Source organism: Sphingobacterium detergens, assembly GCF_003610355.1.
In the GTDB taxonomy this organism is placed as follows: domain Bacteria; phylum Bacteroidota; class Bacteroidia; order Sphingobacteriales; family Sphingobacteriaceae; genus Sphingobacterium; species Sphingobacterium detergens.
This window is the reverse complement of record NZ_RAPY01000001.1, coordinates 214,766-228,848: the sequence shown is the minus strand read 5'-3', so window position 1 is coordinate 228,848 and position 14,083 is coordinate 214,766. Positions and strand designations below refer to the sequence as shown.

Sequence of the window (14,083 nt, the reverse complement as noted above, 5' to 3'; positions counted from 1 at the left end):
CGAACACTTAAAAAAACAAAAAATGGATAACAACACGAATTACACATATGATTTTATTGGCATTGGCATCGGTCCTTTTAACCTGGGTCTTGCGGCATTGACACAACCCATAGCCGACTGTAAAGCCATCTTCTTTGATCGCACCGAGCAGTTTAACTGGCATCTGGGCCTGATGCTCGACGATGCCACCTTACAGGTTCCCTTTATGGCGGACCTGGTGACCATGGCCGACCCCAGCAGTCCCTATTCCTTTCTCAACTACCTGAAACAGAGTGGGCGGATCTATAAGTTTTATATCCGCGAGAACTTTTTCATTTTGCGCCGCGAGTACAACCAATACTGCAAATGGGTTGCCGAGCAGCTGGAGCAATGTAAATTCGGCCACGAGGTATTGGATATCGTCTATCTTGATCCACACTACCAAGTGACGGTGCTGAATAAAAGTACCCAAGAGACTAAACAATACATCACCCGAAAAATCGTATTGGGCACAGGCACATCACCCTTTATGCCAGCTTTCATCAAGAACCGCAATTTGGCCAACGTGATCCATACCGCATCTTACCTCTATCACAAGGAGCAATTGTTACAGCAGCGTTCAGTCAGCATTGTCGGTTCGGGACAAAGTGCTGCCGAAATTGTCCGCGACCTGCTGCCCTATACCCGCAATGGTCTACAGCTCAACTGGGTGACACGTTCGGACCGCTTCTTCCCATTGGAAAATCATGCCCGGCTTACCCTGGAAATGACTTCGCCAGAGTACGTGGATTATTTTTATTCGCTGCCCGACCAGAAGCGCGACCAGCTCTTGAAAGAACAGAGCATCCTCTATAAAGGGATCAATTACGACTTGATCAATGAAATTTTCAATACACTTTATACCATGGAAACTGCCGATGGGCACGTCAACGTGAAACTGATTGCCAACAGCGAATTGCAGGATCTGCAGACCGCTGTCGACGGCAGCTATCAGCTCCATTTTGTACAGAAAGAGCAAGAAGACAGCTATGTGATCCCAACGGATTTTGTGATTATGGCCACGGGTTACAAATACCAGGAACCCGCTTTTCTGCGCAATATACAAGCGCGCATTGCACGGACATCCAAGGGGACGTTTCAGGTAGCGCGCAATTATGCCATTGACAAGCATCAGCAGGAGATCTTTGTGCAGAATGCCGAGCTCCAGACACATGGTATTGCCACACCCGACCTCGGTATGGGTGCCTACCGCAACTCCTATATCCTTCGGGAAATCCTCGGCCGCAGCGTCTATCCCGTGGAGCAGGCCATTGCCTTTCAGTCCTTCGGCACGACAGCCTCGTCAGCAGCGCTACAAAAAAAAGACAGCAGGGCTGTATTTGCAGATCCACAGATTGAAAAAGCTTAATACGATCAGGTATGCTACTCAAAATTAAAGCCTTTGTGCAGCTGTTCTGGATTGCCCTGCAGGGAACGGAGCAAAACTTCACACGGGGCAACGTCAATCGGGCAGCCTTCCTGCTGGCCATTCCAACAATGCTGGAGCTCAGCCTGGAGTCCCTTTTTGTCATTGTCGACCTACTCTTTGTGAGCAGCCTGGGGGAAAAGGCCATTACCATCGTGGGCATCAATAATTCGGTGCTGATCTTGATGCAGTCCGTCGCAACGGGGCTGGGTATTGCCGCCACGGCTATGATCTCGCGCCGTATCGGGCAGCAAAAACCGAAAGAAGCCGGTCTTATCGCCATACAGATCCTCTATACAGGACTCTTTATTGGCCTATGCTGCAGCCTGGCGGCCTACTTTTTCAGTACCGAGATTGTGCGCTTTTCCGGCGCGAACGAGCAGTTGATCGCCTATGGCTCACGCTACACCCAGGTGATGTTTGCTGGCGCATTTTTGATGATCTTACGGATTATTTTAAACGGTATCTTTCGTGGATCCGGCGATGCCGCCCGCGCCATGCGGGCGCTGTTGATCGCCAATGCGCTGAACCTGATCCTCTGTGCCACCTTGATTTATGGATTGGGCCCCTTTCCCGCTTTAGGAATTCTGGGCGCCGGGATCGCTATGGTGAGTGCCAACTTTATTGTGGTGCTCTATCAGCTCTGGCACCTGCTCTTCCGCAACCGGCGACTACGCATAGGCATACAGCAACTGCTTCTCGTCCCCGCACTGATCCAGCGTATCCTGAGATTAGCTTCCGCGGGCACCCTGCAGTACCTGATCCCCTCCTCCAGCCGTTTTCTGATGATTATGATTGTCGCCAAACTCGGGGAGAGCACCTTGGCCGGCTATATATTGGCCAACCGCATCATTATGTTTACGGTATTGCCCGCCTGGGGCATCGCCAATGCTGCAGGTGTACTCACCGGACAAAATCTGGGAGCCTCCCAGCCCGAGCGGGCGGAGGAATCCGTCTGGAAGACGGGCAAGGCCAATCTCTGTTACCTCGGTCTGATGGCTGCACTCTTACTTTTTTACGGCGAGTCTTTGGCGGCTATTTTCACCAAAGACCCCCTGATCCTGCAGACCACGGCTACCTACCTGAAATATATGGCCATTGCCTATTTTTTCTTTGGGTATACCATGGTGATTTCACGTTCGCTGAATGCCTCAGGAGCAGTCAACACCGTATCCCTATTAAATATCCTGATGTTTTACATTGTCCAGTTGCCCCTGGCCTATCTACTGGCGATCAGCCTGAACTGGCAGTCTACCGGCATTTTCGTCGCCATTACCCTGTCGGAGATCGTGCTGGCGACCGCCTGTGTGCTGGTTTTCAAAAAGGGAAACTGGAAGAAAATTAAAATTTAAAAAGAAATGAACAATACCGAAAAATTACATCAAGCTTTCGCGCAAGGGTTATCCATCCCGGCGAACGCCATTCATAGCGATCTAGCCTATCAAGGGATTACCGCCTGGGATTCCATGTCGCATCTTTTTCTGATTGCCGCGCTGGAAGAAACCTTCCAGATCCAGATTGAAACCGAAGATATCCTGGAGATGTCCAGTTATCAGCGTATCACCAGCGTCTTAAAAAAATACGATGTCAGCATCTAAATCCCTTAATGATATGATCAGCACTTCACCAAGCAATTTATACCAGTTGCTGAGCGACAACAAGTCACTCCGCTACCTGGATACCCATGGCGATCGTTATAGCCTCAGTGATCTAGCGACTTCCCTTGCGCTGCCCTGCAGCCGGGGACTCGCCTTTCTATACCTCGACAACTCGATTGAATCCGTCAGCCTCTTGCTCCATTTCTTCCGGGAAAACTGGGCCATTGCACTGTTGCCGCCCAATATGGCCGTTCCTTTCAAAGAGCGGCTTGAGCTGCGCTACCAGCCCAATCTGATCTACGACCCACAGCGTGGCAGTCTAAAAGGATATACCAAAGCACTTTGGCGTCACAAAGCCGGACTTTTTTATGCCGACAGGCAGCTTGAGCAGCAACTGCATCCAGATTTAAAGCTTCTGCTCAGCACATCGGGAACAACGGGTTCACCCAAATTTGTGAAGCTCTCGGAGCAAAATATGATTGCCAATGCCCTATCCATACTGGATTATTTACCGATCAGGCCCACGGATGTGACCCCCTTAAATCTCCCCCTCTACTATTCCTACGGACTGTCGGTCTTTACAAGTAACTCCATCGGAGGCGGTAAACTGGTCTGTACCAATAGTGAAGTCATGCAAAAGGAATTCTGGCGAGAAATGGAACGTTTCGGCTACACGAGCCTTGCCGGCGTCCCTTATGTCTATGAGCTACTTGCCCGGCTGGGATTTCTGAAGAAAGAACATCCCCATTTGCGTTACCTGACCCAGGCTGGAGGCAAACTCAACAAGGACTTACTGGCCCAATTTGCCCAGTATGCACAGGAGAAACAGCTTGACTTCTTTGTGATGTATGGACAGACCGAAGCTACGGCCCGGATGTCCTTTCTTCCGCCCGGGCAGTTGCTGGATAAACTGGGCGCGATTGGCAAACCCATTAAAAATGGCCAGTTTACAATCGATCCGGAGAGCTCCGAGCTTCATTATACGGGCCCTAATGTTTTTGGGGGCTATGCCGAGGGGCTGGCAGATCTTCAACATTTTGATCCGCCCAAGTCCTTAGCCACGGGCGACCTGGCCCGTCAGGACCAGGACGGCTACTATTATATTACCGGACGGCTCAAGCGGATTGTCAAACTTTTTGGTATCCGGATCAATCTGGATGAAGTAGAACAATTGCTGGCGGCTCAGTTTCCCGGCAAAGAACTGGTCTGTGTAGGCAGTTCGGATAAATACATCAGCATCTGTTATGTAGACCCAAACATTCAGCAGGAAACGATCAAAGAACTGCTGTTTAAGCGGGTGCATATCCTGCCCCAGGTGATTCGTTTTCAGCAGCTGACCTCGATATTACGGACCAGCAATGGAAAAATAGATTATCATGCCATGACAACGCTGTTGAGCGATTCCAACGCGTTAGTACATTGATGATAAGTCCGGCACGCTGTTTTCCGCGTGCTGGACTAATTTTGGCATCCGTCCATGAAAGAGCAGATTGTCCATTCCTATCAATTCATTGTACACCTTCTTCAGTATGCTCATGTGGATGAAATTTGTTATCATAATTAGCGATGAGATTTGTATCTGCTTGCGCAATTGCTTTCACATTGTCCAATATTTCTTGATAATCCCTCTCATTGAATTCGTGCACAGGACCTATAAAATTATGTTGAATGATCGTTAATCCACAATATTCCAAAATGCCTTTTTGTAACTGAACGAGTCCACTGGATTTATAAACATCTTGGTACACTTCCAACGACATATCGCCAGCCGTAGTGATGATATGTCCTGTTTTTCCTTTTAGCAAACCTTCGGTTGGTTGACTTTTATGCCTTCTAAAAGTAATTCCCGGAAGAAAAGCTCTATCAAAAAATCCTTTCATAATCGAAGGCATGCCCAGCCACCAAATGGGATGAATCCACACCTGATGATCGCTCCAGTGAATATCTTCTAAAGCCTTCAGCAGATCAGGTTCAAGTTCCATTCTTTGCCGATAACCAAATTGTAAATTGGGATTAAAATTTAATGCTCCGATATGAATATATCGGACTTCGGCTCCTAAATCCAGCGCTGTTTTTATGTACTTATCTGCAATGGCTGTATTGAAACTTTCTTTATCGGGATGTCCGTTTATAACGAGTATTTTCTTCATTTCAATGTATTTATGATATTCTTAAACAAGGCTATCTGTTGTTTGTAAAAGTGTTTTGTCAAAGTGCAATCAAAGAAATCAAAAGCATGAACAGCCCCTTTGATTTCCAATAAATGAACTGAAACGCCCGAGTTATTTAGTTTTTCAGCATACAATTTCCCTTCATCTTTCAGTGGATCAAATTCGCAAACAATGGTAGTAGCTGCTGGTAACCCGTCGAAATTTCTTTCTGAAAGTGGTATAGCATATTTTGGCACATTTTCTATGTTATCTTGCAAATAATGCTTCCACATCCACTTGGCTGCTGTTCGTGTTTGTACAGGTGCATTGGCCAATTCGCGCATAGAATCTGTCTGTAATTGATTACTCATGACCGGATAAAGCAGGTATTGATGTTGAATATGAACATCCTTCTTTTCTCTTGCCAAATGTGTAATGGAAGCGGCGATTGTCGCTCCGGCACTGCTTCCGCCAATAAGTATTTTATTCGAATCACCACCTATCTGGTTTGCTTGTTGGGATAACCATAACAAGATTTCGTAGCCATCTTCCATCGCAGCCGGAAAAGGATTTTCTGGAGCTAATCTATAATCCACTGAAACTATCAACATATTACTTTCTAAAGACAGCTGACAAAGTATACAATCGTACTGCTCTGGTGTACCGTAGATAAATGCTCCACCATGAAAAAACAGGTATATTGGCAAATCTTCTTTTCCTTTTGGGCGATAAAATCTACATCTGATTTTCCTTAATGCATCACTTGATAGGATGGCGATGTTGTCAACTTCTAATCGTTGATGAATATCAAGAGAAATCTCGTTTATGGACAAATCCTCTTCTTCTTTTCTGATGCGAATTGGATCATTGATCAGTAATCTTTCATAATCAATTGCATTATACGGACTATCCAATATAGCTTGTCCGAGTTCTTTATCTATGTTTTTTATGATGTGTGACATAAAGTTGAATTTTTATAAAGTGACAACCACTTTCCCTACAGTTCGTCCCGTTTCTATTTGCAAATGTGCCTGAGCCATTTCATCAAAATCGAACACATGCGAAACGTGTGGTTTTAATATACCTCGTTCCAAAAAAGAAGCTATAATATCAATATCTTTTTTACTGGAATATACCGCCATAAAATAGCAGGCATGAAGTTGCTTTTCCTTTGCTTTCTGTTCATCCTCGATTGTGTATCCTGAATTTAAGGCTACAATGGTTCCGAATGGCTTTAATACTTGCACGGATTTTTGAAAGTTAGCTCCGCCAATCGCTTCAACTACAAAATCAAGATCGTGTAGCACCTCTTCAAATGGCGTCAATCTGTAATCAAAACATTCATCAGCTCCTAATCCCAAAACAAAATCCCTGTTTGAGGCAGATGCAGTGCCAATCACATAGGCTCCCAAATATTTGGCAATCTGTACAGCAAAGTGACCAACACCACCTGAAGCAGCGTGAATTAATACCCTATCTGCTGATCTCAGTTTTCCATAACTATCAAAAGCTTGCCATGCCGTTAAGGCAGCCATTGTACTAGCCGCTGCTTCAATATGCGTGATGTTTTTGGGTTTCAGCGCTAAGTGATCAGCTGGAGCTGCCACGTATTCGGCGTAAGCTTTTCCATGACCTACAAAATTGACCATACCAAATACTTCTTCCCCAATTGTAAATTCGGTAACATCTGCTCCTATCTCCACAACTTCTCCCGAAATATCCCAGCCTAAAATTAAAGGGTCAAAATGTGCCAAATCTTCTGCCAATGGAGCTCGTCGATTTCTTACTTTACAATCTACTGGATTAATACTTATAGCTTTCACTTTGACCAAAACCTCATTAGCCAAAATTAAAGGCTTTTCAATCTCTTTGTAAAGGAGATTTTCTGTATCTCCAAACTCTTTTAAAACTATCGCTTTCATTTATACTTACGTTGAATTATACAAAATTAACCCTATATAGCACCGTTTAACAGGTATATATCGAGTACATTTGGGTATATTTGCATTTATGGCAAGGGAGAATATTTCTAAATCGCTGGAGGTGTATTATGAAAAAGTAAATTGTTGTCCACTTCGAGATCGACAGTTTAATTTTTTTGAATTTGTATATGTACTATCTGGGAATGGGGTACATGGCATCAATGGTAATGAACTTCCGTTTGAGCCCGGTGATCTTTTTCTCATCACGCCAAATGATTACCATTCATTTAATCTTGATCGTATTTGTGAATTTATGGTTATCCGTTTCGGAGAATACTATGTGCGAGAATATCAATGGAAAAGTATTGATCATATCGAATGTCTGTTATACAATGCGTCGGATTTATCTGGATCTGTGTTGATCAACCAAGAAGATAAGAAAATGGTTAGCTCATTGATTGAACACTTACAACAAACGCTCATCCAAGAATCTGTATATACAGAAGATCTGGTTCGGCATTTAGTCAATGCTTTGATTGTCATTGCTGCACGAAATATTGCCATTATTAAACCCAAAAATATAAGTCCACATGCAGACAATCGTATCTTGCAGATATTGGATTATATTCAAGAACATATTCGTTATCCAGCACGTTTGACAATCGCTGTCATAGCGGAAAGATTCGATCTTTCTCCCACTTATTTGGGCAGCTATTTTCGTAAACAATGCAATGAATCCCTTCAGCAATATATCTCCTCGTATCGCATCAGGCTTATCGAACATCGCTTACGTTTTAGCGATAAAAGAGTGCACGAAATAGCGGATGAATTTGGTTTTGCAGACGAAAGTCATATCAATAAGTTTTTCAAGCGACACCAAGGAATGAGTTTAAAGCAATACCGTGATTCAGCTATTAAAGTTGCTGATTGATACTTGGAGGTGCATTACCCAATGTTGTATCGACAAGTATGCGGCTGGCGTGTCCCAAGCGAATATCATAGACGGAATTGAAAGGCAAATTGGACTTAAACAAGTAAAGCGCACTGCAGGAGTGCGCTTTACTCAGTTAATACCATCAAGTATCATTTTCGTCTCCTATTGTTCCATCTACCGATCATGCGGCTTGTGGCAAAGCTGACAAGCGTACCCAGCGCAGCAGTCAGCACTGTTTGCAATATATCACCCAAAGAAATACTAGCCCAGATGGAACAGATAGTACCTCCGATGGCTGAGATCCGGATATCATTCCATTTCATCGGCTTCACTCCTTTCTCCGGTCCCAGCCCCGTTGGTCCTTACGTTTTGATCCGTACCATTCGGCTCTTTCGCTGGCGGATCAGCCTGCTGTTCGGGTGAGGATCCCTGCACTGACCTCGCCCCTTGATCAGCATCGTCAGAAACTTCCTCCGACGAGTCCTTCTCTTTTTCCAGGACCGTTTCCAGTATTCCCAGTCCCAGCGCAATGTACTTTAATATATTCCCCGCCTTTCCCGGTAGTTTGAGCGGCGCTGCGAGGACCACCTGCAGTACCTGCCCGATTTTGTTTAAGATTTTTTTCATACATATTAGTTTTTAAAGAGACTGGATGAACGGTCAAAGCCTTATATTCCGACTGCAAATTGATGAAGTACAATGGTGTTAAAAATGAATTCTTGTCTGAACGAAGTGAGTTTGAATTCATTTAGCCATTTTGCAAAAGCAATTGTACCAAGGAATATAGCGGTAGACCGTCATCCAACCATCCTCCTCTCTATTCGAGCAATATGAGAGGACAAAGAATTCAAAGCATAGCATTTCGACTGCCTATCGCTGACGCAATATGACGGTAGCATAAATCACTGTCTGAACGGAGTGAGTTTGATTTATGCCGTCAGATTGCTAAGGAGATGGCACAAAGGAATGCAGCGCAAATTCATGTCCTCCCATTGTTATCGAATATTCAAATACACCTCATCCCCCATATCCCACAGACTATACACCAGCGCTTTGAGCTTTGCCAAGGCCTTACCACTGTAATCACCAGTACCTTCACCTGTTAAGGTCGTCACCGGTGCGATACAGCCATGCAGTTCTTTCATCGCATTGTTAGCTGCATGGATCAGTATTGCTTCACGGCCCAGCACATTGGGGATACCGATCTGCTCCCCATGTTTGGGGTAACGCCGCTTTTCCAGCCTGTACCGACCGACAGGAATACAGCTGATCCGGGGGAGGTTGTTCAGATCTGGCAATTCAATCGTATGGCAGATATGCTCCCCCTGATAGCTGACGGTTCCATTGGTTCCCTGTGCTCCATACTTTCGTTGGAGCAGCAGGGTGTGTTGGACAGCCATGTTAGCTAATGGTCAGTTCGCCCAGGTGGAAACTCGGTGAAGTCTTGACGCCATCACGATGGCCTGTAAAGACCCAGCCTTCGAGCACATCACCTGAGTAGCTTGCTGGCAGCGTGAAATTCAGATTTGCTGCCGCCCTTGTCGAAGACTCCAGAATACTGAAGAAATTCTTATTCTTGTTGTACATCAACAGGATGACCGAATCATCAGCAAAGGAGTTGTATTTGTTGAGCTCCGGCGCCCATGTCAGCGCGATCTCCTGCGGAAAAGGTTCTGACCATTCGGGCGCCATCAGATTGGACAATGAGCCTTTGGCAATAACGATCTTTGAATAATCGATTTCCAGCGTTGGGTAAGTACCCGTCACTCCACCATTGTTCATCAGATATTGCAGCGCCTTGTTGTAACCCGTTGCTTTTCCCTGCAACTTGTCCGAATAGCCCAGGTTGAGCAGATCCATGATCGGCGACAGAAAGGCTACCGCCATCGCAAATTTAGCCCGTTGGGCGATCTGTCCTTCACTTGCTTTTTTGTTTGAGATCTTGGAGAGTGAGCGGACATAATCCACTCCTCGCCAACTGCTTCCTATTACACTACCCACTTTCCCAGAGTAGGCCCCGTGTATACCTTTTAAGAATCTTGCCATGATTATACATGTTTGATTTATAAATAATTACGACTGTCATGAGCAGTCTTTGTTTTGCTAGCAAGAGCTAAATTAGGAGGACTTTTGGCCTTAAACGAAGAATTACAGGGATTGATTTTAAATGATTGCTAGCACTGTCATTGCCTGTCAGATTACAGCAATAGATTGAGAGTTTGATAAGAGATTGGCGCAGCCATTCAGGGAATTTGGCATTAGGAAAGACCTGGAATTTACCATCCCACGAGGTCGATGGCCCGGCTACTATTGGGGTAATTATTGGCTGCCCTTCGGGCCCTGCTCGACTCGGGGTGCAGACAGGTTCGGCTCCGCCTCGGCTGCTGTTCGGGTACTGTTCGGCTGGAAGTCGAAGCCGAGCCGAAGAGCTCTCGAAGCCCACCCAAAGAAGACCCGAGCATGGGCCGAAGCTGTCCCGGAGCGGAGCCAAACGAGAGCCGGAGCGCTCTCGAAGGCGAGCTGGATATCGGCAGGAATGTGCCGGTAAATCCAGCACGTAACCCAGCGATTGAAAAAATAAAAATATATTTTATAAACCTGCATTGGCAAAATGCCCAATACTAAAAAGGGAGCCGAATGGCTCCCCCTAGAAAACAAGTTAAATCCGCCCCTTCCGCCTACTCTCTTCAAGCTGCTGATGCAGATCTGATGGGTAATAATAATGCCGTTTGCCAAGCTTCCTCGGCCTGAGCTTTCCCTCGCGGACCAGCCGATAATACTTTGATTCAGAGATACCCAATTTATCGAGTACATGAGCGATATCAAGCATATGTTCCAGTTCGGCAGGTATTTCCACTGTTCCCGCAGGAACTTTATTCATTTCCTCTGTTATATACTTCAAGATTGCTTGCAGCAAAGAAGATATGACCTCCAAAAGGTCACATATGCGGTTCATTAAATGTAACATAACCATGCAATTAGACATGCTGGTCGCCGAAACGAGCCGCTTCGCACAATGGGCATTGTACAGGGGCCCCATCACCACAGCGTTAAACAATACATCCATTTTAAGCCAGATTAAACTCTTTCTCCAATTTTGTCTCATCCAGCGATTTTAATATTCCCCAAAAATCTTTTAAGTTTTTGCTGAGGTCACGAGAGGGCGTGATCAACCTTTTGAGCTTGTCCTCCGGCAACCACCGTTCTAGTTTCTCCTTTATCTCAGCATTGATTTCCAACTTATTAGGCAGGTTTACAGGCACCCGAAAGTACAACATATTGACATACACCCGCGCCCGTATTTTTACCAGCCAGGGATTTTCCTGCAGCTCTTTTGTGGTCACGTCTATCCGGCAGAATTTGCCATCATGCGTATACACATCCGCCGTACGCTGTTCTTTATAGATGATCACAGCGTGCAGGCATTTTATCGTATTACTATCTATCAGCCCTTCACCCTCCCATTTGCGCAAGAGGTATACCATCAGTGCCAGGCGATCCCGATCGCGCTGCCATAGACTGAGCAGCGTAGCCTGGGATTCTGCTTTTGTCAAAGAGGGGAGATCCATCTCTGTCGTCTGGACATTAGCCCAAGAGAGCTGCCTTGGGCTCTTTTCCAGCTGATCATTCGCATGCTCACAGGCATCTTGATTTTCACAAGTTCCGGTTCCAATCTCTAATAAAAGTGGCGCTGGATGTCGATCGAGCTGAGGTTTCGACTCCGGTAGACGAATCGTCACCCGACCAAAAGATTGCCAGTCCAGCAATACCCATTTTGGAAACCGATGCACAAACAATATATACGCGGCCACGATCGGAAAGAAAAACCAAAAATCAGTCGCCAGATACCATCGCGAAAGCAAGATTAATCCTGGTCTGTCAGGTAGCAATACTTCCAGTACAACCCCGTGAATAGCGAGGACAACACAGGATGAGCAGAGCAGATAAATCATAAAATTCAGCTTGGCATTCCTACTAAACCTCTGCCGACCCACCAAGGCCGTATGCATATAGCTGATCAGCATAGCGTAGACCAGCAGCAGCAAAACCGTACCGATCCATACAGACATAAAGCGCTTGTTTTGGATACGGTCAACCAGCTTGCTACCAGCGGAACCCAGATTTATGATCAAAGCAATGATAAAGCAAAAGAAAATATATAGGGGATAAAAAAATATTCGGCCCCATCGGCCAGGAGCAATTTTTAATAAATACGAAAACAACCTTCTACTTTTATTTAATTTACCAGATCGCATAATGATTACAAATTGGTTAGGTAATTGGCTTTAAAACAAATAAACTGACATTTTCAGGTTGATTATCAGAATCCTATTTCATCATCGACTGTCCATCAACATCAGGTCTTAAAAAAATACTTACCTCAAATTTACAAAATTTCTTTTAAATAACACTTTATTGCTCTTTGAAACATTCCGTAAAAATATACGGAATCCTGTCATATCTGATCCAAACACTTGTTTTCCGTGGTTTTAGCCGATTTATTTGTGGTTTTACATAACAGAATAAATATGAAAAGAACATTTGACCAAGCAGATGTAAACGATCTGCAACAGAAAGTATTGGCCCTCCCTTATGTCGAGCGTCTTGTTATTATCGACTTTGTCATGAGCGATCTTGTCGGCTTTATGCTGAATTATTTTGAGCTACGCCTCAGCCAGATCCAATATCTGAATACGATGTCGCTCGCACTCAAAACCGAATTGAGCATCGGAATCGCCGAAAGCTGGAATAATGATCTAGCGGTCGATTTCCAAAAAGAAAGCAGCTCAGTCGATGAGGAGGAAGATACACCCAAGGACATCATCCTATCACGATACAATTCATCCAGTACCCCACCTGTCGCCAATAGCTTATTGCCGACCGGTTATTTTTCTATCCGCATTGTTTACCGGAATACAGCATACCGCTAATCCATGTTTCTCCGAAACAAACATGGAAATTCTCCAAAATCAACAGCTATATGCCATCCGAGTCATTCAAGTTGATAGAAGCAGAAATGGATTTTGTGAGCAAGAGTACGCTCACAAAATCCTTTATTCAACGGCTACCAGGTAGCCGAACAAGACTGCTTCGCAATGATCAAATCGAAATTTATGAAGAATATTTAAAAACAGGCAATCTCGAGAGTTACAGTTACCTCATCGAGGCCAGCGCCTCTACCCATATCAGTTTTGAGATCATAAGCCCACAGACCCACCTACTTTATCACTTGGAGGGGCGGCAGCCCGTGCACTATCATCAGCCCCAGGTTCAGGAAGAGTTTCACCTCCGTCCTTTTCATGGGGCATTTTTCTATGCCCCCATTACGATTATTACCTTGCATTTTGAGCCCGGCAAGTATCATCTCCAAGGTTTTACATTACCCCTGGAGCTACTTGACCTGAATGGATTGTCGGGCTTTGATTATCTGGATGAGATTGTGGGAGCCAATAGGCAGCAGCAACCTCAATATCGGGTAAGCCTCGACTTTGAAGCCATGGAGCATACCCGGCGTATCCTCGGCGAGCTAAGCACAGAACTGCTTAAAAAGCCCCTGATCCCGAAATTATGTATCCTAAAAAAAATTCAGGAGCTGCTTTATCTGAGCAAAGACAAAATGCTCAAAGCAAAGGGCTTATTGCGCCACCCCGATCTGATCGTACGTCTGGCACGGGAGCTGATCAGCACCCAGATTGCCGAAACTGACGGACCTGTGTTGATCAGCCATATTGCCGAAAGCCTATTTATTGAATCTCAGTATTTAAATTATCTCCACAAGGAGCGCTATGGGCTACCGATCAAAGCGTATAGTAGTCAGGAGCTATTGAAAAAAGCCAAACATTGTCTCGAGCAGCGTCTATCGATCAAAATAACCACCAGCCGATGCGGCTTTAGTGACCAGTCCAGCTTCTGCCATTTCTTTAAGGGACATACCGGCCTGACGCCGAGTGAATACATCAGATCGATATTGCCGCCCAAGGCTGGAGATTAATTATGGGTTTGACCAAATCAAAGTCTGTATTCAATCAAAAAAC

At 45.2% G+C, this 14,083-nt stretch carries 16 protein-coding genes; 7 read left to right on the top strand and 9 right to left on the bottom strand.

From position 1 onward, the window contains the following. Positions 1–22: 22 nt before the first annotated feature. Genes DFQ12_RS01010 through DFQ12_RS00995 form a run of 4 tightly spaced genes read left to right on the top strand, consistent with a single transcriptional unit; the run spans position 23 to position 4,465 of the window. Positions 23–1,387 carry a lysine N(6)-hydroxylase/L-ornithine N(5)-oxygenase family protein gene (locus DFQ12_RS01010; protein WP_120257171.1) on the top strand — a complete coding sequence of 455 codons (1,365 nt, stop codon included), beginning with the start codon at positions 23–25 and terminating at the stop codon, positions 1,385–1,387. Between the two features lie 11 nt (positions 1,388–1,398). Then, the gene (locus tag DFQ12_RS01005) at positions 1,399–2,796 is read left to right on the top strand and encodes an MATE family efflux transporter (RefSeq protein WP_120257170.1); all 1,398 of its coding nucleotides are present in this window, start codon (positions 1,399–1,401) and stop codon (positions 2,794–2,796) included. 6 nt (positions 2,797–2,802) lie between these two features. Then, entirely contained in the window at positions 2,803–3,042 is a 240-nt protein-coding gene (locus DFQ12_RS01000) for an acyl carrier protein (RefSeq protein ID WP_120257169.1), read from the top strand. After that, entirely contained in the window at positions 3,029–4,465 is a 1,437-nt protein-coding gene (locus tag DFQ12_RS00995; RefSeq protein WP_208642407.1) for an AMP-binding protein, read from the top strand. Before DFQ12_RS01000 ends, DFQ12_RS00995 begins: the two co-directional genes overlap by 14 nt. An 85-nt stretch (positions 4,466–4,550) precedes the next feature. On the opposite strand, the gene DFQ12_RS00990 is transcribed toward DFQ12_RS00995, so the two are convergent. From DFQ12_RS00990 to DFQ12_RS00980, 3 genes are read right to left on the bottom strand one after another with little or no spacing between them, the layout of a single operon-like run. Continuing rightward, entirely contained in the window at positions 4,551–5,192 is a 642-nt protein-coding gene (locus tag DFQ12_RS00990) for an NAD(P)H-dependent oxidoreductase (protein ID WP_120257168.1), read from the bottom strand. Next, the gene (locus DFQ12_RS00985) at positions 5,189–6,154 is read right to left on the bottom strand and encodes an alpha/beta hydrolase (protein WP_120257167.1); all 966 of its coding nucleotides are present in this window, start codon (positions 6,152–6,154) and stop codon (positions 5,189–5,191) included. Before DFQ12_RS00985 ends, DFQ12_RS00990 begins: the two co-directional genes overlap by 4 nt. Positions 6,155–6,166: 12 nt before the next feature. Next, on the bottom strand, positions 6,167–7,114 hold the full coding sequence (locus DFQ12_RS00980; RefSeq protein WP_120257166.1) for an NADP-dependent oxidoreductase: 948 nt from the start codon (positions 7,112–7,114) through the stop codon (positions 6,167–6,169). Positions 7,115–7,202: 88 nt separating this feature from the next. Between DFQ12_RS00980 and DFQ12_RS00975 the strand changes: the two genes are divergently transcribed. Next, the gene (locus DFQ12_RS00975; RefSeq protein WP_208642406.1) at positions 7,203–8,045 is read left to right on the top strand and encodes an AraC family transcriptional regulator; all 843 of its coding nucleotides are present in this window, start codon (positions 7,203–7,205) and stop codon (positions 8,043–8,045) included. A 152-nt stretch (positions 8,046–8,197) separates the two neighbouring features. On the opposite strand, the gene DFQ12_RS28020 is transcribed toward DFQ12_RS00975, so the two are convergent. The 6 genes from DFQ12_RS28020 to DFQ12_RS00945 all read right to left on the bottom strand — a co-directional run bounded on the left by DFQ12_RS28020 (position 8,198) and on the right by DFQ12_RS00945 (position 12,118). Next, a complete protein-coding gene (locus DFQ12_RS28020; RefSeq protein ID WP_167457162.1) occupies positions 8,198–8,371 on the bottom strand; it encodes a hypothetical protein in 174 nt (57 codons plus the stop codon). Beyond that, complete coding sequence (locus DFQ12_RS00970) at positions 8,358–8,675, bottom strand: hypothetical protein (protein WP_120257165.1); 318 nt, start codon at positions 8,673–8,675, stop codon at positions 8,358–8,360. Before DFQ12_RS00970 ends, DFQ12_RS28020 begins: the two co-directional genes overlap by 14 nt. A 368-nt stretch (positions 8,676–9,043) precedes the next feature. Next, the gene (locus DFQ12_RS00965; RefSeq protein ID WP_120257164.1) at positions 9,044–9,448 is read right to left on the bottom strand and encodes a DUF5675 family protein; all 405 of its coding nucleotides are present in this window, start codon (positions 9,446–9,448) and stop codon (positions 9,044–9,046) included. Position 9,449: 1 nt separating this feature from the next. Next, positions 9,450–10,094 (bottom strand): DUF6266 family protein, encoded by a 645-nt coding sequence (locus tag DFQ12_RS00960; RefSeq protein WP_120257163.1) that lies wholly within the window; start codon positions 10,092–10,094, stop codon positions 9,450–9,452. Between the two features lie 613 nt (positions 10,095–10,707). Further along, positions 10,708–11,115 carry a helix-turn-helix transcriptional regulator gene (locus DFQ12_RS00950; RefSeq protein WP_167457160.1) on the bottom strand — a complete coding sequence of 136 codons (408 nt, stop codon included), beginning with the start codon at positions 11,113–11,115 and terminating at the stop codon, positions 10,708–10,710. A 1-nt stretch (position 11,116) separates the two neighbouring features. Next, positions 11,117–12,118 (bottom strand): hypothetical protein, encoded by a 1,002-nt coding sequence (locus DFQ12_RS00945; RefSeq protein WP_147420305.1) that lies wholly within the window; start codon positions 12,116–12,118, stop codon positions 11,117–11,119. 459 nt (positions 12,119–12,577) lie between these two features. Between DFQ12_RS00945 and DFQ12_RS00940 the strand changes: the two genes are divergently transcribed. Both DFQ12_RS00940 and DFQ12_RS00935 read left to right on the top strand, forming a co-directional pair. Beyond that, positions 12,578–12,979, top strand: coding sequence for a hypothetical protein (locus DFQ12_RS00940; protein ID WP_120257159.1), 402 nt, complete (start codon positions 12,578–12,580; stop codon positions 12,977–12,979). Positions 12,980–13,029: 50 nt separating this feature from the next. Then, positions 13,030–14,040, top strand: coding sequence for a helix-turn-helix domain-containing protein (locus DFQ12_RS00935; protein ID WP_120257158.1), 1,011 nt, complete (start codon positions 13,030–13,032; stop codon positions 14,038–14,040). The last annotated feature ends 43 nt before the right edge of the window (positions 14,041–14,083 follow it).